At 67.6% G+C, this 26652-nt stretch carries 25 protein-coding genes and 1 tRNA gene; 8 read left to right on the top strand and 18 right to left on the bottom strand.

Annotated features, from left to right (window positions below; translation table 11 throughout):
- Nucleotides 1-24: 24 nt before the first annotated feature.
- Both BoBH3_RS04900 and BoBH3_RS04905 read right to left on the bottom strand, forming a co-directional pair.
- Nucleotides 25-792, bottom strand: a complete 768-nt coding sequence (locus tag BoBH3_RS04900; protein WP_262329610.1) for a GntR family transcriptional regulator — start codon at nt 790-792, stop codon at nt 25-27.
- 130 nt (nt 793-922) lie between these two features.
- A complete protein-coding gene (locus tag BoBH3_RS04905) occupies nt 923-1918 on the bottom strand; it encodes a carbon-nitrogen hydrolase family protein (RefSeq protein ID WP_262329611.1) in 996 nt (331 codons plus the stop codon).
- Between the two features lie 107 nt (nt 1919-2025).
- Here BoBH3_RS04905 and BoBH3_RS04910 point away from each other — a divergent pair, with 107 nt between their 5' ends.
- The gene (locus BoBH3_RS04910; RefSeq protein ID WP_262329612.1) at nt 2026-2880 is read left to right on the top strand and encodes a LysR family transcriptional regulator; all 855 of its coding nucleotides are present in this window, start codon (nt 2026-2028) and stop codon (nt 2878-2880) included.
- A gap of 6 nt (nt 2881-2886) precedes the next feature.
- On the opposite strand, the gene BoBH3_RS04915 is transcribed toward BoBH3_RS04910, so the two are convergent.
- Nucleotides 2887-3516 (bottom strand): pyridoxamine 5'-phosphate oxidase family protein, encoded by a 630-nt coding sequence (locus BoBH3_RS04915; protein ID WP_262329613.1) that lies wholly within the window; start codon nt 3514-3516, stop codon nt 2887-2889.
- A 143-nt stretch (nt 3517-3659) separates the two neighbouring features.
- On the opposite strand from BoBH3_RS04915, the gene BoBH3_RS04920 reads away from it, so the two are divergent.
- The gene (locus tag BoBH3_RS04920; RefSeq protein WP_262329614.1) at nt 3660-4565 is read left to right on the top strand and encodes a LysR family transcriptional regulator; all 906 of its coding nucleotides are present in this window, start codon (nt 3660-3662) and stop codon (nt 4563-4565) included.
- A 15-nt stretch (nt 4566-4580) separates the two neighbouring features.
- Here BoBH3_RS04920 and BoBH3_RS04925 read toward each other — a convergent pair whose 3' ends face one another.
- From BoBH3_RS04925 to BoBH3_RS04965, 9 genes are all read right to left on the bottom strand, one after another.
- On the bottom strand, nt 4581-5591 hold the full coding sequence (locus tag BoBH3_RS04925; RefSeq protein ID WP_262329615.1) for an Ldh family oxidoreductase: 1011 nt from the start codon (nt 5589-5591) through the stop codon (nt 4581-4583).
- The gene (locus tag BoBH3_RS04930) at nt 5588-5974 is read right to left on the bottom strand and encodes a carboxymuconolactone decarboxylase family protein (protein WP_262329616.1); all 387 of its coding nucleotides are present in this window, start codon (nt 5972-5974) and stop codon (nt 5588-5590) included. Before BoBH3_RS04930 ends, BoBH3_RS04925 begins: the two co-directional genes overlap by 4 nt.
- 94 nt (nt 5975-6068) lie before the next feature.
- Nucleotides 6069-7301, bottom strand: a complete 1233-nt coding sequence (locus BoBH3_RS04935) for an ABC transporter substrate-binding protein (protein WP_262329617.1) — start codon at nt 7299-7301, stop codon at nt 6069-6071.
- 59 nt (nt 7302-7360) lie between these two features.
- Complete coding sequence (locus BoBH3_RS04940; protein ID WP_262329618.1) at nt 7361-8068, bottom strand: ABC transporter ATP-binding protein; 708 nt, start codon at nt 8066-8068, stop codon at nt 7361-7363.
- Nucleotides 8055-9815 (bottom strand): branched-chain amino acid ABC transporter ATP-binding protein/permease, encoded by a 1761-nt coding sequence (locus tag BoBH3_RS04945; protein ID WP_262329619.1) that lies wholly within the window; start codon nt 9813-9815, stop codon nt 8055-8057. The genes BoBH3_RS04940 and BoBH3_RS04945 overlap by 14 nt, the downstream gene beginning before the upstream one ends.
- 2 nt (nt 9816-9817) lie before the next feature.
- The gene (locus BoBH3_RS04950; protein WP_262329620.1) at nt 9818-10771 is read right to left on the bottom strand and encodes a branched-chain amino acid ABC transporter permease; all 954 of its coding nucleotides are present in this window, start codon (nt 10769-10771) and stop codon (nt 9818-9820) included.
- Between the two features lie 127 nt (nt 10772-10898).
- Entirely contained in the window at nt 10899-12308 is a 1410-nt protein-coding gene (locus BoBH3_RS04955; RefSeq protein ID WP_262329621.1) for an MmgE/PrpD family protein, read from the bottom strand.
- Between the two features lie 42 nt (nt 12309-12350).
- Nucleotides 12351-13238 carry an NAD(P)-dependent oxidoreductase gene (locus BoBH3_RS04960; RefSeq protein ID WP_262329622.1) on the bottom strand — a complete coding sequence of 296 codons (888 nt, stop codon included), beginning with the start codon at nt 13236-13238 and terminating at the stop codon, nt 12351-12353.
- A 131-nt stretch (nt 13239-13369) separates the two neighbouring features.
- Nucleotides 13370-14299: a LysR substrate-binding domain-containing protein gene (locus BoBH3_RS04965; protein WP_262329623.1), complete on the bottom strand. Its 930-nt coding sequence runs from the start codon at nt 14297-14299 to the stop codon at nt 13370-13372.
- Between the two features lie 146 nt (nt 14300-14445).
- On the opposite strand from BoBH3_RS04965, the gene BoBH3_RS04970 reads away from it, so the two are divergent.
- Nucleotides 14446-15186, top strand: a complete 741-nt coding sequence (locus BoBH3_RS04970) for an SDR family oxidoreductase (protein WP_262329624.1) — start codon at nt 14446-14448, stop codon at nt 15184-15186.
- A 65-nt stretch (nt 15187-15251) separates the two neighbouring features.
- Here BoBH3_RS04970 and BoBH3_RS04975 read toward each other — a convergent pair whose 3' ends face one another.
- From BoBH3_RS04975 to BoBH3_RS04985, 3 genes are read right to left on the bottom strand one after another with little or no spacing between them, the layout of a single operon-like run.
- Entirely contained in the window at nt 15252-16220 is a 969-nt protein-coding gene (locus tag BoBH3_RS04975; RefSeq protein WP_410050549.1) for a tripartite tricarboxylate transporter substrate-binding protein, read from the bottom strand.
- A 33-nt stretch (nt 16221-16253) separates the two neighbouring features.
- Nucleotides 16254-17219 carry a sulfolactaldehyde 3-reductase gene (gene yihU, locus BoBH3_RS04980; RefSeq protein WP_262329626.1) on the bottom strand — a complete coding sequence of 322 codons (966 nt, stop codon included), beginning with the start codon at nt 17217-17219 and terminating at the stop codon, nt 16254-16256.
- Nucleotides 17220-17255: 36 nt separating this feature from the next.
- Complete coding sequence (locus BoBH3_RS04985; protein WP_262329627.1) at nt 17256-17657, bottom strand: carboxymuconolactone decarboxylase family protein; 402 nt, start codon at nt 17655-17657, stop codon at nt 17256-17258.
- Between the two features lie 167 nt (nt 17658-17824).
- Between BoBH3_RS04985 and BoBH3_RS04990 the strand changes: the two genes are divergently transcribed.
- Nucleotides 17825-18658, top strand: a complete 834-nt coding sequence (locus BoBH3_RS04990) for an N-acyl homoserine lactonase family protein (RefSeq protein ID WP_262329628.1) — start codon at nt 17825-17827, stop codon at nt 18656-18658.
- Nucleotides 18655-19449 (top strand): SDR family oxidoreductase, encoded by a 795-nt coding sequence (locus tag BoBH3_RS04995; protein WP_262329629.1) that lies wholly within the window; start codon nt 18655-18657, stop codon nt 19447-19449. The genes BoBH3_RS04990 and BoBH3_RS04995 overlap by 4 nt, the downstream gene beginning before the upstream one ends.
- A gap of 106 nt (nt 19450-19555) precedes the next feature.
- Here BoBH3_RS04995 and BoBH3_RS05000 read toward each other — a convergent pair whose 3' ends face one another.
- Both BoBH3_RS05000 and BoBH3_RS05005 read right to left on the bottom strand, forming a co-directional pair.
- On the bottom strand, nt 19556-20893 hold the full coding sequence (locus tag BoBH3_RS05000; RefSeq protein ID WP_262329630.1) for an MmgE/PrpD family protein: 1338 nt from the start codon (nt 20891-20893) through the stop codon (nt 19556-19558).
- 18 nt (nt 20894-20911) lie between these two features.
- A complete protein-coding gene (locus BoBH3_RS05005) occupies nt 20912-22972 on the bottom strand; it encodes a TRAP transporter large permease subunit (protein WP_262329631.1) in 2061 nt (686 codons plus the stop codon).
- 149 nt (nt 22973-23121) lie between these two features.
- Here BoBH3_RS05005 and dctP point away from each other — a divergent pair, with 149 nt between their 5' ends.
- The 3 genes from dctP (at nt 23122) to BoBH3_RS05020 (ending at nt 25994) form a co-directional block, all read left to right on the top strand.
- Nucleotides 23122-24159: a TRAP transporter substrate-binding protein DctP gene (gene dctP / locus BoBH3_RS05010; RefSeq protein WP_262329632.1), complete on the top strand. Its 1038-nt coding sequence runs from the start codon at nt 23122-23124 to the stop codon at nt 24157-24159.
- Between the two features lie 105 nt (nt 24160-24264).
- The gene (locus BoBH3_RS05015; protein WP_262329633.1) at nt 24265-24954 is read left to right on the top strand and encodes a GntR family transcriptional regulator; all 690 of its coding nucleotides are present in this window, start codon (nt 24265-24267) and stop codon (nt 24952-24954) included.
- A gap of 200 nt (nt 24955-25154) precedes the next feature.
- Nucleotides 25155-25994 carry an amino acid ABC transporter substrate-binding protein gene (locus BoBH3_RS05020; protein ID WP_262329634.1) on the top strand — a complete coding sequence of 280 codons (840 nt, stop codon included), beginning with the start codon at nt 25155-25157 and terminating at the stop codon, nt 25992-25994.
- 535 nt (nt 25995-26529) lie between these two features.
- Here the strand turns inward: BoBH3_RS05020 and BoBH3_RS05025 are convergent.
- Nucleotides 26530-26606, bottom strand: a tRNA-Met gene (locus BoBH3_RS05025).
- Between the last annotated feature and the right edge of the window lie 46 nt (nt 26607-26652).

The raw sequence follows: 26652 nt of genomic DNA on the forward strand, positions 1-26652 counted from the left end.
CTCCCCATGCACATCCCTCCGGGATCACGGCGGGGACGTCGGTTTCCGCCCCTCCTCGCCGGCCGAACTGGTATGCAAGGGCTGTGCCGAGGGCACGACCGGTTCGAGCGCGTCGCGCAATTGCTGCAACGGATCGGCGTCCGCGGGAATGCGCAGCTTCGCCTCCCAGGTGCCGAGATGAACGGCCATGCACCGCTCCGCCTGCGCGATATCGCCGGCTTCGAGCGCCGCCACGATGGCCTCGTGCTCGGCGAAGGAGTGCGCCGCTTCGTCGCGGGATTGATGATGCGTCGCGGCCAGGGTGGTTCGCACCGTCAGGTCGCGGACAGTCACCGCGAGCAGGTGATTGCCCAGCACTTCGGCAAGGCAGGCATGAAAATCGCCCAGCAGGAAGCTGCGAAGGCCGGCATCGTCGCCGAGGAGGGCCTTGCGCTGCCGCTCGATATGGCCGCGCAGCCTCATGATCTGGCGCATGTTGGGCCGGGCCGCATGGCGCAGCAGACCGGTCTCGACAACCAGCCGCGCCTCGAACGCCTCGCGTGCCTGGTCGCGCGACGGCTTCGCCAGATACCAGCCGCGACGGGCGCTGACCGTGACAACCCCCCGCTCAGCCAGGCGGATCAGCGCCTCGCGCACCAGCGTGCGGCTGCAGGCGAACAGGGCGGCGAGCTGACTCTCGCCCAAGCGGCTGCCCGGAGCCAGCTTGCGCGCCAGCGCCGCCTCCAGGATGCGGTCGCTGATCTTGGATGGAAGCCTCATGCTGTTTCCCTCGCCCGACAGAAGCGCAAGCAAATGTCGTGCAACAGGTATACAAGATTGGCTTACATTCGTCGCTGGTCCGCGAATGAAGCCCCGAGGCCCCCGAGAGCACGGCAGACCATGCGTCGAGCGTGGCTTGGGCGCAGCCGCCCTCGTCCATCGCCTAGGTGCTGTGCGAATTCGCGGCGGCGAGGCCGTTCGGGCCACTCCCATCACAGATATCGGGCATCGGCGCGTTGGCGCGCTCGACGATCAGGCGCAGTAGATCCGGGCGGGAATAGTGCCCGCCGGCGTCCACCGCGGATTTCGCCGCCAGAACCGCCTCCATGGAGCCTTCGGCGAGCAGGATCGTCTCGCCCTCCGCCGGGCCCGCGATGATCTCGCCGCGCGGGTCGATGATGCAGCTCTGCCCGGTGTGCTCATAGGTCGCGAGCTCCCGGTAGCGCTCCGGAACATCCTCGGTCAGCCTTATGCCGGCGGCGCAGATGACGTAGCACGCCGCCTGCGAGGCAAAGGCGCGTGACAGCAGCAGCTGGCGCGGCCAGATGATGTCGGGATAGGCCGGTGCGGCGGCCGGCTCACGCCCCGGCCATGCGGCGACATGGATCTGGGTGCCCTGCGCCGCCAGTGCATAGCCCGGCAGGATGATGTTGTGCTCCCAGCAGTTCAGCCCGCTGATGCGGCCATAGGGTCGCGGGTGGACCGTGAGCCCCTCGGCATCGCCATCGCCCCAGACCGCCCGCTCGACATGGGTGCCCTTCAGCTTCCGATGGCGGCCGAGGATGCGGCCTTCGCGCCCGATGAACAGCAGCGTGCAGTAGACGGTGCCGAATGTCCGCGTGTCGCGCTCGACGACGCCGATCACGACGTCGATACCGCCCTCCCGTGCGGCAGCGCAGAGCCGTTGCGTCTGCGGGCCGGGAATATCGACGGCCTGGGCATGATATTCCGCCATCGCCTGCCAGCTCAGCGGGCGAAATTCCGCATCGGCGAAGAACGGATAGCCATGAAGCCAGGCCTCGCCGAAGGCCGCGATCGTCGCACCTGCTGCCGCAGCCTCGCCGATCAGCCGACAGGCCTTCTCCGTCGCGGCATGGCGGTCGAACAGGATCTGGCGCGCCTGGATCGCCGCGAGCGTGAAACGTCCCTCGACAGGCATGATCCCCTCCCGGGTGGCGCATTCCTCCCTGCGATCCTAGTTCCCGGCTGACATAACGAAATCAAAACTGCATTATCTCCGGCATTAACAATCCTTATCGAGGCGCCATGCCGCGCAACCTCGACATCGCCCTGTTGCGCGCCTTCGACGCCGTGGTGGCGGCCGGCGGCATCACGGCGGCGGCCCGCCTTCTCAACCTCACCCAGGCTGCCGTCAGCCTTCAGCTCAAGCGGCTTGAGGAGAATTTCGGCTGCCGCCTCGTCGAGCGTCATCGGGCCGGCATCCGCCTGACCCCGCAGGGCGAGCGCCTGATCGGCCAGGCCCGCCATCTGCTCCATCAGAACGACGAGGTCTGGGCCTCGATGAAGGCGCCGGCCTTCGCAGGCGAGGTGCGGCTCGGCATGCCATCCGATCTTGTCCGCCCCTTCGGGACGCCCGTGCTGCGGCGCTTCGACCGGGCCTGGCCACAGGTCCGGGTCACCATCGTCTGCGACACGAGCGGGCGGCTGCTCGAACAGCTCGACCGCAGGGAGATCGACCTCGCCATCGTCGTGCAGCCTGACTGCGCCGCCCATGGCGAAACGCTGCGGATCGAGCCGCTGGCCTGGGTCGGCGCCCGCAACGGGACGGCGCATCTGCGCGAGCCGCTGCCGCTCTCGACCGGTGACGAGACCTGCCCCCATCGCCCGATTGCACTGAAGGCGCTCGCGGCGGCGGCCCGGGACTGGCGCTTCGTCTGCGAGGTAGCGAGCTTCGAGGCGATCTGCGCGCCGGTCGAAGCGGACATCGCGGTCTCGCCCATGCTGCCCTCGACGATCCCCGATGCGCTGGAAGCGTTGAAGGAGTCGGCCGGTCTGCCGCCCCTGGCCGATTTCTACGTCAACCTCTATCTCCCGCGCGCTGGCGCGACCGATATTGCTTCGGAACTGGCCCGCCAGATCCGGGAACTCCATGCCGAATGACAAGCGTCAAACCGCGTCACCGGCCACAAGCTGCGCCCGCAATGCGGCATTCTCCGCTTCCAGCGCGGCAAGGCGCTCGCGCAGCGGCGTCACTGCGGTGGCGATCTCCGCCTCGGTGAATCGCGGCACGATGTGCTGCGGGCAGTTCCAGTCGAAAGCGGCGAGCCTGAGCTTCAGGATGCGCTCGGGCTTGGCCCTGTAGCCCGGATCGAGCACGCGCTCGGCCAGCGCAGGGTCCGAATCGAGCGGCACGGCCTCGACATGCGCGTAGATCTTCAGGCGCGCCCGGCCGGCATAGTCCATCAGGATCAGCGCGACCCGATCGTCGGCTCGGAGATTCCCGACGCTGATGTATTGCCGGTTGCCGCGATAATCGGCGAAGGCCAGCGTCTTCTCGTCGAGAACCTTGAGAAAGCCCGCCGGGCCGCCGCGATGCTGGACATAAGGCCAGCCCGTCTCGGAGGCGCTCGCCATGAAGAAGCTGTCGCGCTCGGCGATGAAACCCATCTCGGCGGGCGTGAAGCTGTCGAACTCGCGCTGCCCGCTGAATTCACGCCAGATTCCGTCCGCCCCCATCTCGGCCTGCACGGCACGCACGCTGTCGGTCGTGGCGATATCGAGGAAACCATAGGACATGGACGGAACTCCTTCGCGTGGCGGAGCCTGCAGCTGGGAGAGGCCTTTCACCGCAGCTCCGCTCGGCCAAGGAGATAAGGCATTCCGCTCAATCAGATAATCTGCTCAGATAGGGAATATCTCTCCCATTATATGGAATAATCATGGACAGGCTCGAAGCCATGGCGGTCCTGCTCCGCGTCGCCGAGCGTGGCAGCTTCTCGGCCGCCGGGCGGGAGCTGCACATGCCGCTCGCCACCGTCAGCCGGAAGGTCGGCGAGCTGGAGGCGCATCTGGGAACGCGGCTTCTCCTTCGCACGACGCGCAAGGTGGCGCTGACGGATGCGGGAGCGGCTTATCTCGCCTCGGCACGGCGCATTCTCGGCGAGATCGAGGAGGCTGAGCGGGTCGCGGCCGGCGAGTTCCAGGCGCCTCGGGGAGAGCTTGTCCTGACCGCACCGCTGCTCTTCGGCCGTCTCGTCATCCTCCCGGTCGTCACCGAGTTCCTGGCGGCCTATCCGGAGATCGACGTCCGGCTGCTGCTTTCCGACCGGAACCTCCATTTGGTCGACGACCACGTCGACATGGCGGTTCGCATCGGTGCGCTGCCGGACAGCAGCATGATCGCGACCCGCATCGGCGCGATGCGAACCGTCGTCTGCGCCAGCCCGGAGCTGATCGATCGCCATGGCGAGCCGGAACGCCCCGAGGATCTCCCCCTGCTGCCTTGCGTCAATTTCGAGTTTCTCTCCTCCGCTCCGATCTGGTCCTTCCGATCGAGCACTGCGGAGGCAGCCGTCGAAGTGGCGATACGGCCTCGTCTTTCGGTTTCGACGGCCGAGGCGGCGGTCTGGGCTGCGGAGCGAGCTGTCGGTGTCACCCGCGTCCTGCACTACCAATGTGCCGACGCGGTGCGCGCGGGAGCGCTGCGGATCATCCTCGCCGCATTCGAGCCGGAACCACGGCCGGTCCACCTGCTCCATGCGGCACGCGGGACGCTGCCCTCGAAAATGCGCGTCTTCCTCGATTTCACGACGGAGAGGCTGCGCAAGACGCTGGCAGCGCTCTGACCGTCGCCAGAAGGTTCACGCGGCGAGTTCGAGCAGCCGCCGGTGGATCGCGGCCGGCACGCCGATGCGATCGGCCGCGAGCCTCGCCGCGCGTTCGCGACGCGAGCGGTCGAAAGGCATCTGTACCGGCCGGCCCGGGTCGAGAGGACGCGTGGCGCGCACCATATGCGCGTAATCCGCGACCGCCTGGCGCCATTGCCCGGCGTCGGTGAAGAGAGCGGGATCCAGCGTGACGATCAGGAATCCGAAGCCGGAGAGTTCGCCTGGCAGGACCGGTCCGCCGGCGAGCGAGCCAAGCAATTGCACGGCCAGCGCCAGGCCGGAGCCGCGATGCCCGCCCCAGGCGGCGAAGGCGCCGGCGAGTGCGGCCGCGGCGTCCTTCGTCGGCGCGCCATCCGGCCCGAAGGCGACGCCATCGGGCAATTCCCTGCCCATCCGCCCGGCGAGGACGACCTGGGCATGGACGATCTCGGAGGTTCCGATGTCCCAGATCACCGGCTCGCCCTCACTCGGAAAGCCGATGCAGATCGGGTTGGTGCCCATGCGGCCTTCGCTGCCGCCATGCGGCGCCACCCAGGGCGAAGCGTTCGAAAAGATCAGGCAGACGAGGCCAGCCGCGCAGAGCCTCTCCGCATAATAGGACAGCATCCCCGTGTACCAGGTATCGCGCCCGGCGATCGCGGCGAGGCCGCTGGCCTGCGCCTTGGCGAGAGCGAGCTCGGTCGCCCTCTGCATCACGAGGTAGCCGATCTGGTCGTTGCCTTCGACCAGCGCCGAGACCGGCGTCTCGCGCGCGATGGCGATGCTGCGCGGGCTGCGTCCGGTCCGGCCGAGCCGTTCCGCGACGCTGAGAATGCGGGCAAGGCCGCCATAATCGAGGCCGCGCAGCTCGCAATCGATCAGATGATCGGCGATGACCTTCGCCTCGGGCGCATCGTGCCCGAGGCGCATCATGACGCGCGCCGCGAGGTCGAGCGCTTCCGCAACCGTCAGCGGAACCTCGTCCCCATCGGCGTCCGTGCTCACTTGCTGCTGGCCTCGACCTCGGCGAAGGCCTCGCGGGCGATGCGGAAGGCGTCGACGCCGGCGGGGATGCCGCAATAGATCGCAACCTGCAGGAAGACCTCGCGGATCTCTTCCTTGCTGACACCGTTCTTGAGCGCGCCCTTGACGTGCATCTTCAGTTCGTGCGGGCGATTGAGCGCACTGATCATGGCGAGGTTCAGCATCGAGCGCGTCTTGCGCGGCAGCTCCTCGCGGCCCCAGCACCAGCCCCAGCAATATTCGGTGGTCAGTTCCTGCATCGGCATGTTGAAATCGTCGGCCGAGGCGAACGACTTCTCCACGAATTCCTTGCCAAGCACGTCCTTGCGGATGGCGAGGCCACGGTCGAACACTTCCTTGCTCATGCTGCTCTCCTTGGGCCGAGCGGGGTGAAGGGGCTGCCCGGACCGCGTCCGAGGCGGTGGCCCCGGCGCGAAGGCCGGGGCCGGGATCGTCAGGTCACTTCTTCGACCAGACGGCCTCGCTCATCGCGAGATCCGGCGGATAGACGGTGTTCGGAATGCCATTCTGCCACTGCAGGATGGTCAGCCCCGCATCGACGCGCCGGCCCTTGTCGTCGAACTTGATCAGGCCGCCCGGGTAGTACTTGGAGGGGCCGAGATCGAGCGTGCGCAGCGCCTCCGCCACGGCCGCCTTGTCGGCCTTGCCGGACTTCTCGAGCGCCGCGGCGATGACCCACATATCGGCATAGGTCGAGATCGCGTTCTGGGTCATCCAGGGCTCGTTGTACTTGCTCTTCAGCTCGGCGATCAGCTTCTCGTGGCCCTTCGAGCCCCAGCTTCCGACGCAGCTCATCACGCCCTGCAGCAACTCCGGGCTCATCGTGCGCAGCATCTCCGGCTCGGCGATGGCGATGCCGAAGGAGACGGTCGGGATGCGGGCCTGGCCGAGGCCGAACTCGTTCATCTTCTCCAGCACCAGCTTGGCGTCGGAGATCACCGTCGGCAGGAAGAAGAGCAGGTCCGGACGGGTGGCGCGCACCTTCTGGACCAGCGGCGTGGCGTCGGAGAGCGGCGGGGTGAAGGTTTCGTCGACGACGAGGTTGAGACCGTGCTCCTTCAGCAGCCCTTCGCGCATCGGCTTGACCGACGCGACGGAGGCACCGGTGTTGTCGGTGATGATCGCGACGGTCTTCGGCTTCTGGCCGGTCGCCTTCTCGGCGACCTGCATCATCACCGGCAGGCACTGACGCGCCTGCGAGGCGGCCGTCGCCGAGGTCTGGAAGACGTATTTGAAGCCGCGGTCGGTGATGAGGTCGGAATAGGAGAGCGTCAGCACCGGCAGCTCGGCGCGCTCGGTCACCTCCGTCACGGCCAGCGTGAAGGAGGAGAGATAGGCGCCGCTGGCGGCGACGAGGTCGGTCTCCTGCGCGACCATGCGCTGCGCCGCGTTCTTCGCCTTCTCGACCGTGTCGCCGGAATCGAGCAGCACGAGCTTGAGCTTGGCGCCGCCCAGCGCCTTGATGCCGCCCAGGGCGTTGATGTGCTCGATGGCCATCTCCGCGCCCATCTTCATCACCTGGCCGGGGCGCGCGTAGAGGCCGGAAAGCGGCACCAGCAGCCCGACCTTCACCTCGGCCGGGTTCTGCGCCTGGGCCGGGCCGGCCAGTCCGAGCGCGGCGAGCGCTCCGATGCCGAACACGCCTGCGGAAACTATCCTTCTCGTTGTCATTCTGGTCTCCTCCGATGTTGCGCCGCTGTGGCCGCGGCTTTTTTGAATGCGGTGATGGCTCACATGCCGAGATAGGCCTTGCGGACGCGGTCGTCGGCGCGCAGCGTCCGGTTGTCGCCCTCAAGCGCGACACGGCCGGCCTCGAGCACATAGCCGTGGTCGGCGGATTCGAGCGCCTCGGCGACGCGCTGCTCGACGAGCAGGATGGTCAGCCCCGTATCGCGCCGGATCTCGATCAGCTTGTCGAAGATGAAGTCCGCGATCGCCGGCGCGAGGCCCATCGAAGGCTCGTCCAGCATCAGGAGCTTCGGCGAGGACGCCAGCCCCCGGCCGATCGCGACCATCTGCTGCTCGCCACCGGAGAGCGTACCGGCGAGCTGGGCGCGCCGGTCCGCCAGCACCGGCAGCCAGGCGAAGATCTGCTCGATATTGCGCTTCCAGCCGCGCCGCCCGGCTTCCGTGTAGGCGCCCATCTCAAGGTTCTCGAGCACGCTGAGCGAGGGGAAGACCTGCCGGTGCTCGGGCACATGGGCGATGCCGAGATGCGCGCGGCCGGCGGGCGGCACGGTCGAGAGATCGATGCCCTCGAAGGTGATGCGCCCGGCACGCGGCTGGACGATGCCCGAGATCGTCTTGAACAGCGTCGTCTTGCCGGCGCCGTTGGGGCCGACGACCGCGACGAACTGCCCGGCATCGACCGAGAGCGAGACGCCCTGCAGGACGGGGATGGCCGAATAGCCGGCCAGGACGTTCTCAAGCCTGAGCATCGGCCACCCATTTCTTGCCGAGATAGGCCTCGATGACGCGCGGATCGCGCGTGACCGCCTCCGGTTCGCCGTCGACGAGGACGGCGCCGTGGTCGAGGACGAGGAAATGATCTACGAGCTTCACCATCGCCTGCATCGTGTGCTCGATGATCACGATGGTGATCGCCTCGCCGGCGAGCCGGCGGATCACGGCGACGACCTCGTCCGCCTCGCCATGGCCGAGGCCGGCCAGCGTCTCGTCGAGCAGGAGCAGCTTCGGCCGGCCGGCGAGCGCCCGCGCCAGCTCCATCAGCCGCAGCTCCTTGGTGGTCAGCTCGCTCGCGAGCCTGTCCGCCACGGCGCTCAGGCCGACCCGCGCCACCGCTTCAGCCGCGAAGCGCTTCGCCTCCGCGTCGTCCTTCGTCGCGACATAGGCGCCGACCACGACGTTCTCCGCGACCGACATCCGCATGAACGGGCGCATGACCTGGAAGGTGCGGCCGACGCCGAGCGCGCAGAGCCGGTGCGGCTTCATGCCCGTCGTGACCTCGCCATAGACCTTCACCTCGCCCTCATCGGGCTTGATGAAGCCGTTGAGCAGGTTGAACAGGGTCGTCTTGCCGGCGCCGTTCGGGCCGATGATGCCGAGGATCGCGCCCTCCGGGACATCGAAGGAGATGTCTTGGTTCGCCTTCAGCCCGCCGAAGGATTTCGAGATGCCGCGCACGCTCATCGCGACGGGCGCCTCCGGTCCCGGACGGCTGCGCGGCCCGGCCGTCGAGGCGGGTGTGGCTACGGCTGCATCGAGCGTCCTGGCGGGAACCGCGCGGCGCTTCGTCAGCCGGTCGCGCACCTTCCAGTAGACGCCCTCCGGCGCGATCAGGATGACGCCGATGATGGCGAGGCCGTAGATCACGCCCTGGATGCCCGGGAAGCGCGCACCGAGCTCCGCATGCAGGATCTCGCCGACCGGGATCAGGAAGGCGGCGCCGATGACAGGCCCCCAGACGCTGCCGATGCCGCCGAACATGGTGACGGTGAGCGCCTGCGCCGAGACGAGCATGCCGAAGACGGAAGGCGGCGTGACCACCAGCAGGACGACCGCGTAGAAACCGCCGACCATGCCGGCGATGGCGCCGGAGACGACGATGGCCTTCAGCTTCCACGACAGGGTGTCGATGCCCGCCGCTTCCGCCGCCGCCTCGTTCTGCTTGATCGCCAGCAGGGCCCGGCCGAAGCGCGAGCGCTCTACGAACAGCGAGAAGGCCATCACCGCGAAGAGCAGCACCAGCGCCAGCAGGGTGTAGACCCTGTGGTCGGAGAACTGCATGTAGGCGGCCGGGTTCTCGCGCTTGATCGGCAGCGTGAGCTCCTGATAGCCGAGCCATTCGAAGACGTAGAGCAGCGCCAGCGGGTAGGCGAGCATGGCGAGCGCGAAATAGTGTCCGCGCAGCCGGAAGGTCGGGAAACCGATGGCGAGGCCGGCAAGCCCCCCGACCAGCGCCGAGACCGGGATCATCAGCCAGGGCGTCACATCGAAATGGATCTGGCCGAGCGCCGTGGTGTAGGCGCCAAGCCCGAAGAAGGCGGCATGGCCGAAGGAGACCAGCCCGGTATAGCCGGAGAGCAGGTTCCAGGAGAGGCCGAAGCAGGCCCAGACCAGGACCAGCGTCAGCATGAGCTGGTAGTAGGAATTCGTGACCAGCAGCGACAGCACGGCATACGCGAGGACGAAGCCGAAGACCGGAAGGAGGGCGCGCAGGCTCATCGTCACGTCCTCTCGACCACGCGCCCGAAGAAGCCCTGCGGCCTCAGGAACACGATCAGCAGGAAGACGACGAAGATCGCGGCGTTCTGGAGCTGCGTCGGCAGGATGAGCGTCGAGAGCTGCTGCACGAGGCCGATCGTCATGCCGCCCCAGAAGGCGCCGATGATCGAGCCCATGCCACCGAGCACCACGCCGGCGTACATGACGATGACGTATTCGAGCCCGATATAGGGCTGGAAGGGGTAGTTGGTGGCGAGCAGCCCGCCCGCAATGCCGGTGATGCCGACGCCGAGCGCGAAGGCGACGCGATGGGCGCGGTCGACGTCGATGCCCATATAGGTCGCCGCTTCCGGATTATCGGCAGCGGCGCGCAGCGACTTGCCGAGCCGCGAGCGCGTGATCACCAGCGCCAGTACGATGATGGTCGCGAGCGAGAACAGGGCCGCGATGCCGCGCGACTTGTTGACGAAGACGCTGACGAAGTCGCCCCAGAGCGGCCCGACCTCCCAGGCGCTGCTGGACAGGGGCGTGCGGATCGAATGCAGCTCGGAGCCGAACAGCATCTGGCCGCCGTTCTGGATCACCAGCGCGATGCCGAGCGTCAGGATGAGCTGCGCATAATGCCCTTCGCCTTCCAACTGCGCCGTGCGCGTGCCGGTGACGCGGGCGATCAGCGTCTTGTGGACGGCATAGCCGAACAGGAAGAGCAGCGGCCCGGCCAGCACGATCGCGAGATAGGGGCCGCCATAGCTGCCGGCGACCGCCTGGATGCCGAGCGCGCCGAACAGGAAGTAGGCGGCATACATGCCGAGCATCATGAAGTCGCCATGGGCGAAGTTGATCACCCGCATGACGCCGAAGATCAGGCCGAGGCCGACGCACATCAGGCCGTAGATCGCGCCGGCGAGCAGGCCAGCCGCCAGCGCCTGCAGGATATTCTCGACGAGCTGCGTCATGCTGCGGCTCCCCGGCCGCCGGCTCGCGCCGTCGCCTCACTCCCGGTCGTCATGTCTCGCTCCCCGTGTCGTTCCCGCCGGATCTTGCGTCCGGCCTTTGGTGCCGCGCCGTCTCCGGCGCGTCGTCTCAAACCCTCGCGGCGCGGCGTCCGCGCGCGAGCGTGCCGGGTTCCCCCGGCGTGCACAGCCGGGCGATCCGGCCGGAATCCTCGAGCTTCTCCAGCCCGTCGATCAGCGCCTCAATCTCGTCGGCGCGACGCAGGCCCAGCCGCTCGCCCGCCGCGGCGCGAAAGCGCGCCCGGATCTCGGATTCGGTCGCCGGCACGACATCGTCGAGCCGGTGGTTGATGCGCGTGCCGTTGCGTAGCGTGACCGAAACCTCAGCGCCCTGGCGGGCCGGGAAGGCGGCATCGAAGCGCTCGTCGCGCCTCAGCTTCGCGAGGCGGGCGAGCCGGAGCACGGCGGGCTCGTCGAGCCGGGCATAGTTCGCCTCCTCGACCGTGCCGCGCACCAGCGCGGCGGCCACCCCGTACTGGATGCTCATCTTGGCCTGGAGGGCCCGTGCGAAGGGGCCGGAGAAGTCGCAGCCGGGATAGCGGATCGCGGCATTCGGCAGGTCGATCGCCAGCGTCTCGATCTCCGCCGGATTCTCGATCTCGCTCGCGACGCGGATGGCGGCCTGGCAGGCAGTCTGCGCGAAATTGCAGGCCGGAACCGGCTTGTTGTAGACGGCGGCGATCTCCGCCGTGCCATCCGAGAAGAGCGCGACCGGCATGCGCGGCGGCCCGCGCCGGAAAGCGGCGAAGAGCCCGGCCTCCCCTTCGAGAATATCCTCGCTGGCATAGGCGCCGGCGAGTGCGAGATCGACGGCGGTGATCGCGCTGCGGGCCGCGAAGCCGGGGTGGAAATACATATCCGAGGCGCCGGCCTGCGGCCACTGGTTGAGCCCACTGGAGGTGTTCGCGGCGAAGCCCAGCGCGGCGACGGCCTGATCCTCGGAGAGGCCGAGCAGCACGGCGCCACCGAGCGCTCCCCCCAGCGGACCGACCGTTCCCGTCGGCCGGAACAACCGCGCGAGATCGGCATCGAACAGCGCGCGCCCCAGCCGCGCTCCGCATTCATAGCCGACGAGCGCGCCCTTCAGCAGCGCAGCGCCGGAGGCGCCGCGTTCCTGCGCCAGAGCGAGCAGCGTCGGCCAGATCACCACGCCATGATGCGTGATGCTGCCGGCGTGCATGTCCTCGCGGACCAGCCCATGGCCGGTCGCGCCGTTGGCGAAGGCGGCCTCGCCGGCGGCGAAGGCGCCTTCCGCCCCGACGATCGAGGCGCCGTCCTGCCGCGGCCGTGCGATGGCGCGCGCCTGCCGGCTCGGCGGCAGTTCGAAGGCCTCGAAGCAGCAGGAGAGGAAGTCGATCAGGCAGATCTTGAGCTTGGCCGCGACCTCGGGGCCGAAGGAGGAGACATCGGCGGCCAGCCCCTCACGGGCGAGCAGCCGCGTCAGCGTGGCCGGACCGGTTTCGGCGGTAGCTACTGACATGCGGCGCTCCCTTCCCGATTCCAGTTCCGGCCTTGAGCCGCCTCAGCCTCGGATCTCGACGCCCGCCCACTCCTCCAGCACCTTGGCGATGCTGGTGAAATCGGATTGCGGCCCGAACTTCGCCTGAGTGACCGCGAGCATCTGGCGGACGGCGGCGCCGACCACCATCGGCACGCCCATGGCCTCCGCCTCGTCGACGCAGAGCCTGACGTCCTTGTAGGAAAGCCCGGTCGCAAAGCCGAAATCGAAGGTTCCGGGCAGCACCGCGCGCGGGAACTTGTCTTCCGTGGCGCTGGAGCGGCCGCTGGAGACGTTGACGATGTCGATCAGCACCTTCGCGTCGAGCCCGGCCTTGACGCCCATCGCCATCGCCTCGGAGGTGATTACCAGCGAGCATGCGGCCATCAGGTTGTTGGCGAGCTTCGCCGTCTGGGCGAGGCCCGGCTTCTCGCCGGTGAAGAAGACCTTGCCGAACACCTTCAGGAAGGGCTCGATCTCGGCGAAGGTCGGCTTCGGGCAGGAGACCATCACGGCAAGCGTGCCGCCTACCGCGCCCTTGATGCCGCCCGAGACGGGGCAGTCGACCGCGATCTTGCCGCGCTCGGCGAGGCCGTTGGCGACGGCCACCGCAACGCCCGGCCCGGTCGTCGAGAGGTCGATCATCACGCGGCACTTCGAGCCTTCGCCAATGCCATTGGCGCCCAGCGCCACAGTGCGCACCACATCCGGCGTCGGCAGGCTCGCAAAGACGATCTCGGCGATGTCCGCGACGGCCTTGGGCGAGTCGACGATCTGCGCGCCCTTGGCGGCGAGCGCGTCGGTCGCCGCCTTCTGCGTGTCGAAGGCCACGATCTTGTGTCCGGCATCGATGAGCCGGGACGCCATCGGGCCGCCCATGCGGCCGACGCCGACGAAGCCGAGAAGAGCCATCCTTGTATTCCTCTGATGCGACGGGCGCTGCCGGCCCGGCGTCTTGCTTGATTGAGGCGAGGTTAGCGAAGCCGTGCAGCCAGCGGCATCGCCAAGGGTGGAATATCAGTCATGACGATCCCGGCAGCGGGTCAGCGTCCACGCGGCAGCCAGAGCCCCTGCTCGGTCAGGGACTTGACCTCCTGGCGGACCATCGCGACCAGCGAGCGCATCGCCGGGGTGGTCGGCCGCTGGCTCGACGTGGCGAGGATGAGCTGGCGCGTGATGCCGGGCTCGACGATGCGCCAGGCGCGCATCCGGCCTTCCTGCACGCGGGCATGGGCGGTCGAATAGGACAGGATCGTGTAGCCGACGCCCTTCTCGACGAGCCCGAGCGTCGAGGGCATGGCCTCCACCTCGATGTCGATGCGCGGAACGATCCCCGCCTCGCCGAGCATCGAGTCGATCAGCATGCGCAGGCCGTGCGGCCGGGCGGGCAGGATCAGCGGGATATCCGAGAGCAGGCGCGCGGGAATCGACTCGCCGTCCGGAACCGGCCCGCCGGTTGGCGGGCCGAGCAGGAAGAGCTCGTCGGTCAACAGCGGCTCGGCCCTGAGGCTGCCGGTGCGCGGCGCGTTGTAGAGCACCGCGACGTCGATCTTGCCGGTCAGCAGCCATTCCAGCACATGGCCGCTGAAGCCTTCCATCACGCGCAGCGAGATCAGCGGAAAGGCCTCGCGGAAATGCTGGACCAGCGGCACGGTCAGCACGATGCCGACCGAGGGCGGCAGGCCGATCACGATGGTGCCGCGCGGACTGGAACGAAGCGCCGTGACTTCGCTCGCAGCGCGGCCGACGGTGTCGACCACCTCCTTGGCGTATTGGTTCAGCACCTTGCCGGCCTCGGTCAGCACGGTGCCACGGCCGTTGCGGTAGAACAGCTCGACGCCGAGCTCCTGCTCCAGCGCCTTGATCTGCCGGCTGAGCACGGGCTGCGCCACGCCCAGCACCCCCGCCGAGCGCGAGAAGCTGCCGAACTCGGCCAACGTCGAGAAAGCCTTGAGCTGCTTGAGATCGATCATCCCGCGCTCCCGCCCCGGACCGATCCGGCATAACAGCTAGCACGCCCGCGACGGCGGACAAGCCGGGCGCGGCTGTGCCACCCTCCCGACCAAACAAGATTTTGGAGCGCCCCGCCATGCGAGCGGCCGCGCCGAGGGAGATAACGATGACGATCGAGCACACCCGCACCGTCCTGCTGACCGGCGCCGCCGGCGGCCTGGGAGCCGCCTTCGCGCGCGCGCTGGTCGCCAGCGGCCGCCGCGTCGTGCTGGTCGATCGCAACCGGGAGAAGCTCGAGGCGCTGGCAGCCGAGCTCGGTCCTTCGACCCACCCGGTGCTCCTCGACATCAGCGACGCTGCCGCGGTCGACGCCCTGCCCTCTCGCATTCCGGCCGAATTCCAGCCGATCGACGTCCTCTTCAACAATGCCGGCCACGACATCGGCGGGCGCACACCCTTCGCCGAGGGCTCGCCCGACGACTGGACCGCGATCATCGAGACCAACCTGATCGGGCTGATGCGCATGACCCGCGCCTTCCTGCCCGCGATGGTGGCGCGCAACCACGGCCACATCCTCAATATCGCTTCGATCAACGCGGTGCGGATCGTACCGGACATGGCGGCCTACAGCACCAGCAAGGCCGGCGTGCACATGTTCACGCAGACGCTGCGCGGCGAGCTGGCGGAAACGGCCATCCGGGTCACGGAATTCCAGCCGGGCCTCGTTCGGACCGGCATCATCCTGACCCGCTACCGCGGCGACGAGGCCAAGGCGAAGGCCTATTTCGACCAGTTCGAGATGGCGATGGACCCAGAGGACGTGGCGCGCTGCGCGATCTTCGCCCTCGACCAGCCGCCGCACATGCAGATCGCCGAGATGATGATGCTGCCGGTGAACCGGTACTGACGGCGGGTGCCGGCCCGCATCCGCGCGCGCCGGCACCCGCCCGTCCCGAAAGCCGAGCATTCCCGTCACTCCGGCTTGACGCCGGCGCGGGTCATGGCGAGCGACCACTTCTTGAGCTCCGCCGCGAGGAACGTCTCGAGCGCCTTCGGCGTCGCCTGCTCCTGGCTCACCGGCTCCATGGAAAGGTCGGCGAAGCGCGCCACCACGGTCGGATCGGCCAGAGCGGCCTGCAGCGCACGGCTCAAATGGTCGATCACCGGCCGGGGCGTGCCGGCCGGGGCATAGAGCCCGTACCAGGTCGAGACCTCGAAGCCCGGCAGCCCGGCCTCGTCGGCAGTCGGCAGGTCGGGCAGCGTCTTCAGCCGCTTCTTCGTCGTGACCGAATAGGCCTTGATCTTGCGGTCCTGGATCAGCGGCGTGGTGCCGGTGGCAGGGTCACAATAGACGTCGATCGTTCCGGCCATCAGGTCGGTGACGACCTGCGAACCGCCACGATAGGCGACCCAGGTCATCGGTTTGCCGATCGCATCCATGAACAGGACACCGCAGAGATGCGCTGCGGAACCTCGGCCATTGTGGCCGAACGTCACTTTCTCGCCCTTGGCACGCAGATCGGCGACCAATTCACTCAGGTCTTTGGCAGGGTAGTCCGGCCGCGCGACCAGCGTCATCGACACATCGGTCACCATGCCGATCGGGGCGAGGTCCTTGACCGGATCGAAGGACAGCTTCTCATAGAGCGAGGGCGCGGTCGCGATGCCGGTATGCATCAGCAGGAGCGTGTAGCCGTCAGGTGTCGCTCTGGCCGCGCGGGCCGTGCCGATCGTGCCGCCGGCGCCCAGCGCATTCTCGATGATGACGTTCTGCTTCAGAGCGTCCGTCATTGCTTTGCCGACGAGGCGCGCGATGGTGTCCCCCGGCCCGCCGGCCGCGAAGGGCACGATGATGGTGACCGGTTTCGCCTTCGGGAAATCCTGCGCCGACACGGCGCCGGCCGCGAGCAGCGCCGCGGCTGCAAAAAGCATTCTCAACATCTTACCCTCCCATGTTGCGCGAGCCGGCTCGCCCTATTCGGCGGCGGCCTTCTTGGTCCTTGAAAACGGATCGACCTCCTGCTGGTTGGTCGATGTGTACGGAATTTCGGCCGGCAGCCCGGCAAGCTCCCGGATCACGGGATAGATCGCGGTGTAGTCCTGCCCGCCGCGCCCGAGCGAACGGGCGACGGAGTAGCTCTGCAGCGCAGCCGCCCCCATGAAGACCGGGACATGGCTGCGCGCGGCGAGCTCGATCGCTAGGCCCAGATCCTTGTGCGCCAGATCGACCTGGAAACCGGCCGAGAGGTCCCCGCGCAGCACCTTGTTCGGATAGGTGATGTTCATGTGGCCGAGGCCGGCGATGGTCCCGCGCATCACGTCGAGCGCGAGGTTGATCGTGATGCCGGCCGCCTCGGCCAGTGTCAGCGCTTCGGCCGTCAGGGCATTCAGCGAGATGCCCATGAAGTTGTTGACGATCTTGGCGCGGGACCCGCCACCGAGCGGGCCGCAATCGACCGTCTGGCTGCCCATCACGTCGAAGGCGAACTGCGCCTTCCTGATATTCTCCGGCTCGCCGCTGGCAAGGATCAGCAACGCGCCGCGGCGGGCCTCGATGGCGGAGCGGCCGACCGGGGCGTCGAGCATGCGCAGGCCGCGCGCCTTCATCTCGGTGCCGAACGCGTCCGTCTCCTGCGGCAGGATGGTCGACATGTTGATGAAGACCGCGTCCTTGCCGAGCCTGTCCGCGATGCCGAGCGCCCCGAACAGGGCGGTGCGCACATGCGTGGCGTTGGGCAGCATGGCGATGACGATGTCGGCTCCGTCCGCCGCCTCGGCGGCTGACCCGGCGACGGAGCCGCCCGACGCCGAAAGCTGCTGCGTGGCCTTCGCCGAGATGTCGAAGCCGACGACCTTGAACCCTGCCGAGGCGAGGTTCTCCGCCATCGGCAGCCCCATCGTTCCCAGGCCCACGAAACCGATGCGCTTCTGCTGTGTCACTGCCTGTCCTCCCGAAGCTGTTCCGGCCGGGCCGCTTCAGCGGCCTTCTTCGATGTCCTTGAGCGTCTCGACCACGACCTTCATGCAGTCGAGCGCCGCCGGGACGCCGCAATAGATCGCGGCCTGCAGGATCACCTCCTGGATCTCCTCCGGCTTGAGCCCGTTGTTGATCGCGCCGCGCACATGCAGCTTGATCTCGTTGGGGCGGTTGAGCGCGGTGAGGAAGGCGAGATTCAGGAAGCTGCGGGTGCGGCGGTCGAGGCCCGGGCGGCCCCAGACCTCGCCCCAACACCATTCCGTCACGAGCTTCTGGAGCGGCGCCGTCATGTCGGTCGCGCCCTGCACGGATTTGTCGACATAGGCGGGGCCGAGAACCTCGCGGCGGATCGCGAGCCCCTTCTTGAACTGCTCTCCCTCGAATTCCGGGCGAATCGTCATGCATGCTGTCCTATGCTCCCGGGCCGATCTCGGACCCGCCGTCTCGCCATGCATAGGACGGCGATCACCAAGGCGTCAATGATTGTATTACGGTATTATTGTGTGTTGATATGAACTGACAACGGCCACGCTCGTCGATGGCCCGGCTGGAGAGGGAAGGCCCGACCATGAAGACCGCATCCGCGCGCACTGGCGCACATCCCGAACCCTTCGAGCTTTTCGCCCTGCGCTACGCGAACCATACGGGGCGCAAGGCCTGGGACAACGCGATCGGCGGCGATCCGCACGAGGCTGGTTCCGATCTCGACTACTTCATCTGGGTCGCGCGTCGTTCCGACCGCACCTTCGTCATCGATACGGGCTTCGACACGGAGCAGGCGGTGGCGCGCAAGCGCGACCTCATCCGCAAGCCCCACGAAGCGCTGGCCCTGATCGGCATCGACGCGGCCAAGGTCGACGAGGTGATCCTCAGCCATCTGCATTACGACCACGCCGGCACGCTGGGCGACTTCCCGCGCGCCTGCTTCCATGTCCAGGATGCCGAGGTGGCCTATGCGACGGGCCGCTGCATGTGCCACGGCTTCCTGCGCCATCCCTTCCATGTCGAGGACGTCGTCTCCTTCGTGCGCCACGTCTATGCCGGCCGCGTCGCCTTCCATGACGGCACCGTGGAGCTCGCCGACGGGCTGACGCTGCACCGCACGGGCGGGCATTCGGGCGGGCTGCAGGTGGTCAGGGTCTGGACGAAGCGCGGCTGGGTCGTCGTCGCCTCGGACGCCTCGCATCTCTACATGAACATGAATCGCCGCCTGCCCTTCCCCGCCCTCCACGACGCCGGAGCGATGATGGAGGGCTTCCGCATCATCCACGAGCTGGCCGATTCGCCAGCCCATGTCGTGCCCGGCCACGACCCGCTGGTCATGGCGATCTATCCCCCGGTCTCGCCAGAGCTCGCCGGCATCGCCGTGCGGCTGGACGAGACGCCGAAGGAGCTGCCATGAGCGGCGCGATGCTGTCCGGACGGCATGCCTTGGTCACCGGCTCCGTCGCGGGGCTGGGCTATGCCATGGCGCGCGGCCTCGCCCTTCAGGGCGCGAGCATCACCCTCAACGGGCTGGCGGAGCCGGGGGTCGGCGAGGCCGCCGCGGCGGCGCTGGCCGACGAGACGGGCGCCGAGGTCGGTTTCGACGGGGCGGATCTCGCACAACCGGACGAGATCGAGCGCCTGATGGAACAGGCCGCGGCGCAGCGCGGCCCGATCGGCATCGTCGTGAACAACGCGGTGATCCGCCATTTCCAGCCGATCGAGGCCTTCTCGCCAGCGCAATGGGACCGGGCGCTCGCCGTCAATCTGTCGGCGGCCTTCCATGCCGCGCGCCTCGCTTTGCCCGGCATGAAGGCGGCGGGATGGGGCCGCATCGTCAACCTGTCCTCGATCTACGGCGCACGCGGCGCCGAGGACCGGGTCGACTACGTCACGACCAAGACCGCGTTGATCGGCCTGACACGCGCCATCGCGATCGAGACGGCCCGGACAGGCATCACCTGCAACGCGCTTTGCCCCGGCACTCTCCCGTCCCCGGCGATCCTCGACCGCATCGCCGGCATCGCCGCCCAGCAGGGCGTCAGTGAGGAGGCGGCGGCGCGCGACTACATCGCGCCGCGCCACCCGACGCAGCGCTTCGTGGCGCTCGACAGCGTCGCCGCCGCGCTCGTCTTCCTGTGCAGCCCCGCAGGGCAGGACATCACCGGCACCACCCTGCCGATCGACGGAGGCTGGCAGGCGCGTTGAGGCGTGAAGCATTTTCAAGCGAAGTGGACACCGGTTCGCGTGAAGAAAATGCGATAAAACAAAAAGCTAGAGAAATTCCGCAGTTCGAAGAAATGCTGGATTTCTCTCACCCAACGGCCGCGAGCCGGATCACGGCTCCGGCGTCCGCCGCCTCGTCCAGGCGCCAGAGCCCAGCGAGCAGGGGCTCCGGATCGAAGCCCGGGCAGCCGTGGGCGGCGAGGCTGCGGAACTTCTCCGAAATCTCGCCGTCCGAGAGGGGCCGGCCGGTGCTGCCGCGGGCATCGATGACGACATGGTCAAGCACCGCGCCGTCCGCGAGGCGGATCTCGACGCGGCAGCCATCGACGCTGTGGCCGCCTTCTCGCTCGACCGCTACGCGCGCGCGCAGCGCCAGCACATCCGCCGCCGCGACGCGGGCATCGGAGAATTGGGCGATACCGGCCGCACCATCGAGCCAGGCGACGGCCACGGCATGCTGGGCGCTGACCTGCGCCTCGCGCCCGGTCGTGACATGGGGCCTGTCGGCGCGCTCGTCGAGCAGCGGATGGCCATAGACCCGGATCGCCGCGATCCGCTCGGCCGGCACCGCCGCCTGCGCGCGCAGCGCCAGCACGGCATCGACCACCGGGTTCAGCACGACGCCGCAGGGATAGGGCTTGTAGGTGTTGCGCAGCAGCTCCCAGCTCTCGCCGAGGCGCTCGGTCAGCCCGTCCGGCGAGGCGCCGTCGCCGAGCACCATCAGGAAGCCGCGCGGCCCCTCGATCGGCCGCTCCGGCCCGGCCATGCCGTTCTCGGCCAGGAAGGCGGCTAGCAGCCCGCCGCGCGCCGACTGGCCGACGCCGGTGCTCTTGGCCATGGTGCCGAGCGTCTCGACGAGCCCGCTCGCCTGGGCGGATGCGTTGCCCAGCGCCCAGAGCAGGCGCGTCTCGTCGAGGCCGATGGCATGGCCCGCAGCCATTGCCGCGCCGAAGACGCCGCAGCTCGCCGTGATGTGCCAGCCCTTCTTGTAATGCTGCGGCGAGACGGCATTGCCGAGGCGGCATTCGACCTCGACGCCGTGCACGAAGGCCTCGAGCAGCGCCCGCCCGCTCATCGGCCGGCGCTCGGCCAGCGCGAAGAGCGGCGGCCCGACGGGCGCGGAAGGATGGATGATCGTGCCCGGATGCGTGTCGTCGAAATCGAAGACGTTGCCCGCGAGCGCGTTCAGGAAGGCCGCGTCGAGACAGCTCATCCTCTCGCGCCGGCCGATCAGCGTCGCCTCGGGCGGGGCGGAGAACGGCGCCAGCGTGCGCCGCGCGATGCCGCTCGCCTCGTCGGCGGAGCCGCCGAGCGCGGTGCCGACGACGTTGACCAGCGAGCGCTTCGCCTCGTGCAGCAGTTCGGGAGCCATTCCCGCGCCGCGCGAGGCGGCGAGGAAGTGGGCAAACTCGCGTGAAACCGTCATGTCCTGTCCCCTGAACCGTCAGCCGATCTTGCTCGGCAGCCAGGTGACGATGCCGGGGAAGAAATAGAGCAGCCAGATGAAGCCCAGCATCAGGAAGATGAAGGGGATCACGCCATAGGCAATGTCCTTCAGCGAGACATTGTCGCTCATGCCCTTGAGCACGAACAGCACGAGGCCGACAGGGGGCGTGACGAGACCGATCTCGACGAGCAGCACCAGGATCACGCCAAACCAGATCGGGTCCAGCCCGATCGAGACGATGACCGGGAATGTGACCGAAAGCGTCATCAGCATCATCGCGATCGATTCGATGAAGCAGCCGAGGATCAGGTAGATCAGCACGATGATCGCGAAGACGAGCCAGGGCTCCAATCCGGCATCGGTTACGAGCTGGACCATGGCGCGCGGCAGCTTCAGATAGTCGAAGACCCAGCTCATCACCGCAGCGCCCACCACGATCAGCATGATGAAGGCCGTGACCTTCACCGTGTCGAGCAGGCAGGCATAGAGCGACGAGGCGTCGAGCCGGCCGCGCTTCACCGCCATCAGGAAGGCGGCGACGGCGCCGATCGCGCCCGCCTCGGTCGGCGTCGCGATGCCGAGATAGAGCGAGCCGAGCACGGCGACGATCAGTAACACGAAAGGCAGGACACCGACGGTCGCGGCGATCTTGCGGCTCATCGGATAGGCCTCGCCCTCGGGGATCGAGCGCGGCGAGACGAGCCCCCAGATGAAGACCGTGACCATGAACAGGAAGGAGAGCAGGAGGCCCGGAATGATGCCGGCGAGGAAGAGCTGCGTCACCGCGACTCCGACGACATTCCCGTAGATGATCATCGCGATCGAGGGCGGGATCAGGATGCCGAGTGTTGCGCCGGCCGCGACCACACCGTAGGTCAGCCGAGGGCTGTAGCCGCGCTTGACCATCTCCGGCGCCGCGACCGAGCCCAGCGTCGCCGCCGTGGCGAGGCTGGAGCCGCAGACGGCAGCGAAGGTGGCCGCTGCCGCCACGCTCGCATGAGCGAGACCGCCCTTCGTGCGGCCGAACCAGGCGACGAGCGCGTCGAAGAGCTCGGTGGTGATGCCACTGCGCACAAGCAGGGCGCCCATCAGGACGAAGCTTGGCACGGCGGTCAGCGTGAAGCTGTTGATGCTCGTCCAGGCCCGGTCGGGCAGAACGGGCAATTGCGTCATCGGCAGCAGGAAGTAGAGGCCGAGCAGGCCGACGAGGCCCATCGCGAAGGCGACGCGCACGCCGACGAAGAGCAGGACGATCAGCGTCAGCCCGAGGAGCGAACCGAGCCACAGCTGCGAGGTGCCGCGCGACAGGTAGAAGACCAGCGCCAGCGCGCCGAAGGCGAGCGTCGTCGCGAGCGCAATGCGCCAGCCGCTCCAGGCGACCATCCCGATCACCACCGAGATGCAGACCAGGATGGAGCCCCAGTCGAAGCGCGTGCCGGGGAGGCGCCAGTCGGCGCGGCCCATGCCGATCAGGGCGAGCGTCAGCACCAGCGCGATGACGGGCACGGTCCATTGCGCGAGCGGCGTGCGCGGCGGCCGCAGCTCGTGGATGTCACGCAGCATGGCAACGATGAACAGCCCGAGCCCGAGCGTCATCGGGAGCTGCGGCAGCCATTGCGGCGTGCTGAGCAGGCCCCAGTCGCGCGCGCCATGGACATATTCGAGGAAGGTGAAGCGCGCGCCGTGCCATGTGCAGAACGCGGTGAAGAGCAGTGCGAGCCACAGGGTCGCGAGCTCCAGCCGCGTCCGCCATTCCGTCGGAAGCGAATCGACCAGGATCTCGACGCGGATATGGGCATTGCCCCGCTGCGCGACCGCCATGCCGAGAAAAGTGATGGCGACGAAGAGATAGGTGCCGATCTCGGTCACCCAGATCGTCGGCTCGTTGAAGACATAGCGTGAGATCACCTCGTAGACGACGATCGCTGTCATCGCGGCGAGCGCGAGCGCGGCGACGAAGCCGGCGCCATCGACGATCCGGTCGATACCTCGGATGACCGCGGCCCGGCTCGGCGGGGCGGCCACGACCGCATCGTTCGGCAACACTGCATCGGCCATCTGCGTCTCTCCCGGTCTCGTTCTTTGGACACGGGTTAGCACGGCGTCCGTTTGACATGCAATACGACTGTCATATTGTATGATTGCACGACGACCACTCATCGGTTCCGCCGAAGAAGCGGTCGCGACAGTCCTCGGGAGGAATGATCATGGATTTTGATAGCAAGGCGCGCCGGCTGCTCGCCGGAGCGGCACTGGTTTTCGGCGCGCTCGGCGCAGCGGCCCCGGCAATGGCCCAGAAGAAGATCGAGCTGACGATGGGCATCATCGTCTCGCCGGGCGATGCGTATTCCGCGATGACGGCCAGCGTGCCTGAACGCGTCAGGAAGGCCACCAACGGCCGCGTCGAGGTGACGGTGAGCGATTCGCTCGTCGCGCCGGCGCAGATCGCCTCGGCTGTCCGGGACGGCCGCCTGCCGATGTCGGCCTCGCTCCACACCTATCTGGCGGCCGACGAGCCGCGCATGGGCATCTTCAACCTGCCCGGCCTGATCAACAACATCGAGGAATACCAGAAGGTCCGCGATGCGTTCTGGGCCAAGGACGTGGCCAAGATCTGGGAGGACAAGTGGGGCGCGGTCGTCCTGGCGGAGGGTGCCTGGTGCCCGACGCGCCTGTTCTCGAAGACGCCGATCCGCACCGTCGAGGATTTCAAGAACAAGCGCGTGCGCGTGCACAATCCGCAGACGGCGGCCCAGATGAACGCGCTCGGCGCCAAGCCGACGCCGATGGCGACCACCGAAATCATGCCCGCGCTCGAGCGCGGCGTCATCGATGGCGTCTTCATCTCGACCTGCGTCGGCGGGGCTATGGAGTTCTGGCGCATCGCCAAATACGTGCAGGATTGGGGTGTCGGCGCGATCACCGGCTGGGCCATCCTGATCAATAAGGCCGAATGGGAAGGCATGCCGGCCGATGTCCGCGAGCAGGTCCGCGGCGCCATGGCCGAACTTCAGAAGGACGCATTCGGCACCTACAATGCCTTCGTCGAGAAGGCCCTCGACAACATGCGCAAGAACGGCGTCGAGCCCTGGACGGCCTCGCCCGAGTTGCGGGCTGCGATCAACGACCCCAAATACGCACAGCCGGCATTCGACAGCTGGCTCTCGCGCGCCAAGGAAGTCGGGGTCGACGGTCCGGCCTATGTCAATCAGGTCCGCGCCGCTCTCGGCCGCGCGACGCAGTGAATACCATCTCGCGTCGGCGCTCCTTGCGAGCGGCCGACGCGAGACAGGCCCAAGGCATTTGATGTATTCGGTTAGAGGCGAGGTTCGCTACGGAGAGATGAGCGCATGAACGGGATTGTGTTTCCCGAGCGGGACTATCGCGTGGAACGCGTGGCGGCGCCGTTGCGCCAAAGCGTCACCGAGAGCATCCGCTATGCCATCGCGACCGGGCGCTTCCAGGCCGGCGAACGACTCCCCGAACGGGAATTGTGTGAAATGGTCGGCGTCAGCCGGACGCTGATCCGCGAGGCGCTGCGCCAACTCGAATCGGAAGGGTTGATCGAGGTCGTCCCGCATCGCGGCCCGATCGTCGCCCGCCTGACAGCCACGCAGGCTCGCGGGATCTATCAGGTCCGTACACTGCTGGAGGGCCTCGCCTGCGAGCTCTTCGCCGCCAAAGCTTCGGACGCACAATTGGTGGCCATTCAGGCAGCCTTCGAGCGGCTGCGGGCTTCCTATGACAGCGCCGACCCGATGGCGCGCCTCACCGCCAAGAACCAATTCTACGACGTGCTCATCGACGGCTCCGGAAACGAAGCGCTCGGCCAGAGCCTGCGCATGCTCAATGCGCGGATCATGCTCCTGCGCGCGACCTCGCTGAGAGCGCCAGGGCGAGGTGCCGAGAGCCTGCGCGAGCTTGGCGATCTGCTGACGGCGCTGGCCCGCCGGGACCCGGAGGCCGCGCGGCTCGCAGCCGTTCACCACGTCGAATGCGCCGCCAAATCGGCCTTGGAGATGCTGAGCGACCCGGGCTGACGCCACAGGACGCACCATCCACCGCCCGGCGTCGGGCTGAAGGCACCGTTCAGGAACCCCGCCGGCCGGATCGAAGCGGCAGGACAGGCGAAAATTCGCGCTGGCACAGCCGAAGCGCGCGTGGCCGTCAGAATCACCATTTTTGAATCGGCCTATCCGCATTATCGTCTTCGCCGCGGCCAAAAAGACGGAACGGGATCATGCAGGCCATTCTGATCGCGCTCGTGAGCATGGCGATATCGACGGCCAGCTTGGCGGCGGACACCCTCGCGCGAGCGCGCGAGACCGGCACCTTGCGGCTCGGCTTTCGCCCCGACGCGCCGCCCTACTCCTATCGGACGAGCAACGGCGAGCCGTCCGGTTACATCGTCGATCTTTGTCGCGAAGTGGCTGCCGGCGTGAAGAAGGCGCAGGATCTTCCTGGGCTCAAGATCGAGTATGTCGAGGTCTCGTCGACCACACGTTTCACCGAACTGCGTGACGGCCGGATCGACGTCCTCTGCGATCCATCCTCGGTGACCATGTCCCGGCGCGCCATCGTCGATTTCTCGCTGCCGACCTTCATCGATGGCGCCGGCGTTCTTCATCGGGTCAACGAGATGAACCGCATCGAGGATATGCGCGGCAGGAAGATCGGCGTGCTCCGCGGCACCACGACCGAGGAAGTCCTGAAGGCGACGCTGAAGCAGCTCGGCATCGAGGCCGAGATCACTCCGGTGCAGGCCCATCCCGAAGGGGTCCGGAATCTGGTCGAGGGCAAGATCGACGCTTATTTTGCCGATCGCGGCATCCTCAACTTTCACATGCTGAACAGCCGGAACCGCGCCGGCATCAAGCTCTCCGAACAGTATTTCACCTTCGAGACCTACGCGCTGGCCCTGCCGCTGGGCGACGACAAGTTCCGCCTGCTGGTCGACGCCACGCTGGCGGAACTCTATCGAACGGAGCGCGTCAAACGCATCTATGCCCGCAGCTTCGGAACCTTCCCTCCGGATCAGTTCATCCAGGCGCTCTTCGTCATAAACGGTGTGCCGAAGTAGCCCTGTTGACCGGACGCCCAGGCCAGCTCGCTGAGGGTCAGTCGCGCGGTATCCGCGGCGGGGGTAAAGGCCTGCAGGGCCCATTGCAAACCGGTCCATGATGCCTTCGTAAATTGAAGCCCCTGCTGCGGACCAGGGTCGGACGCGCCGCTCCCGCCCTCTGGGAAACAGTCGGAGCAATCGCGATCGATTTCTCGCCGCCAGAATGTGCCGACGATCTCAGAGCTATCCGGAATGCGCCGCATGAGGACGCAACCGCTCGAGGGTATCGGACGGAAAGTGGAATCGACCCTTCGGAAAAATCCGACGCGATAACGGTGAGGTAGCTCACCATGACCGTGCCCGACCGGATGCACGGTGATCTCGCGAACGGCTGCACATCCGTGCGGGCTCGGCTTTGCAGCAAGGATAAGGGAGCGGATTTTTAGCCCAAACGAGAACTCGCTCGCTCGAGTTCCGTTCTGCTTTTCGGGATTTCGCTTGCGTATATTGCAGTAAAAAACCCCCGCTTCATATGTGAAGCGGGGGTTTTTATTGGTTGCGGGGGCCAGATTTGAACTGACGACCTTCAGGTTATGAGCCTGACGAGCTACCGGGCTGCTCCACCCCGCGTCAACTTTTTGGCCTTTGGCGTCCAGGACTGGCGGCGCGGCCTTAT

Origin of the sequence: Allobosea sp. BH3 (assembly GCF_025499465.1) — a bacterium.
Classification (GTDB): domain Bacteria; phylum Pseudomonadota; class Alphaproteobacteria; order Rhizobiales; family Beijerinckiaceae; genus Allobosea.

Coding starts and splice junctions, on each gene's coding strand:
- BoBH3_RS04905 (WP_262329611.1), bottom strand. CDS start 1,918: ATGCCTGTCGAGGGACGTTTCACGCTCGCGGCGATCCAGGCGCGCCAG.
- BoBH3_RS04910 (WP_262329612.1), top strand. CDS start 2,026: ATGCCGCGCAACCTCGACATCGCCCTGTTGCGCGCCTTCGACGCCGTG.
- BoBH3_RS04915 (WP_262329613.1), bottom strand. CDS start 3,516: ATGTCCTATGGTTTCCTCGATATCGCCACGACCGACAGCGTGCGTGCC.
- BoBH3_RS04920 (WP_262329614.1), top strand. CDS start 3,660: ATGGACAGGCTCGAAGCCATGGCGGTCCTGCTCCGCGTCGCCGAGCGT.
- BoBH3_RS04930 (WP_262329616.1), bottom strand. CDS start 5,974: ATGAGCAAGGAAGTGTTCGACCGTGGCCTCGCCATCCGCAAGGACGTG.
- BoBH3_RS04935 (WP_262329617.1), bottom strand. CDS start 7,301: ATGACAACGAGAAGGATAGTTTCCGCAGGCGTGTTCGGCATCGGAGCG.
- BoBH3_RS04940 (WP_262329618.1), bottom strand. CDS start 8,068: ATGCTCAGGCTTGAGAACGTCCTGGCCGGCTATTCGGCCATCCCCGTC.
- BoBH3_RS04945 (WP_262329619.1), bottom strand. CDS start 9,815: ATGAGCCTGCGCGCCCTCCTTCCGGTCTTCGGCTTCGTCCTCGCGTAT.
- BoBH3_RS04950 (WP_262329620.1), bottom strand. CDS start 10,771: ATGACGCAGCTCGTCGAGAATATCCTGCAGGCGCTGGCGGCTGGCCTG.
- BoBH3_RS04955 (WP_262329621.1), bottom strand. CDS start 12,308: ATGTCAGTAGCTACCGCCGAAACCGGTCCGGCCACGCTGACGCGGCTG.
- BoBH3_RS04960 (WP_262329622.1), bottom strand. CDS start 13,238: ATGGCTCTTCTCGGCTTCGTCGGCGTCGGCCGCATGGGCGGCCCGATG.
- BoBH3_RS04965 (WP_262329623.1), bottom strand. CDS start 14,299: ATGATCGATCTCAAGCAGCTCAAGGCTTTCTCGACGTTGGCCGAGTTC.
- BoBH3_RS04970 (WP_262329624.1), top strand. CDS start 14,446: ATGACGATCGAGCACACCCGCACCGTCCTGCTGACCGGCGCCGCCGGC.
- BoBH3_RS04975 (WP_410050549.1), bottom strand. CDS start 16,220: ATGTTGAGAATGCTTTTTGCAGCCGCGGCGCTGCTCGCGGCCGGCGCC.
- BoBH3_RS04985 (WP_262329627.1), bottom strand. CDS start 17,657: ATGACGATTCGCCCGGAATTCGAGGGAGAGCAGTTCAAGAAGGGGCTC.
- BoBH3_RS04990 (WP_262329628.1), top strand. CDS start 17,825: ATGAAGACCGCATCCGCGCGCACTGGCGCACATCCCGAACCCTTCGAG.
- BoBH3_RS04995 (WP_262329629.1), top strand. CDS start 18,655: ATGAGCGGCGCGATGCTGTCCGGACGGCATGCCTTGGTCACCGGCTCC.
- BoBH3_RS05000 (WP_262329630.1), bottom strand. CDS start 20,893: ATGACGGTTTCACGCGAGTTTGCCCACTTCCTCGCCGCCTCGCGCGGC.
- BoBH3_RS05005 (WP_262329631.1), bottom strand. CDS start 22,972: ATGGCCGATGCAGTGTTGCCGAACGATGCGGTCGTGGCCGCCCCGCCG.
- dctP (WP_262329632.1), top strand. CDS start 23,122: ATGGATTTTGATAGCAAGGCGCGCCGGCTGCTCGCCGGAGCGGCACTG.
- BoBH3_RS05015 (WP_262329633.1), top strand. CDS start 24,265: ATGAACGGGATTGTGTTTCCCGAGCGGGACTATCGCGTGGAACGCGTG.
- BoBH3_RS05020 (WP_262329634.1), top strand. CDS start 25,155: ATGCAGGCCATTCTGATCGCGCTCGTGAGCATGGCGATATCGACGGCC.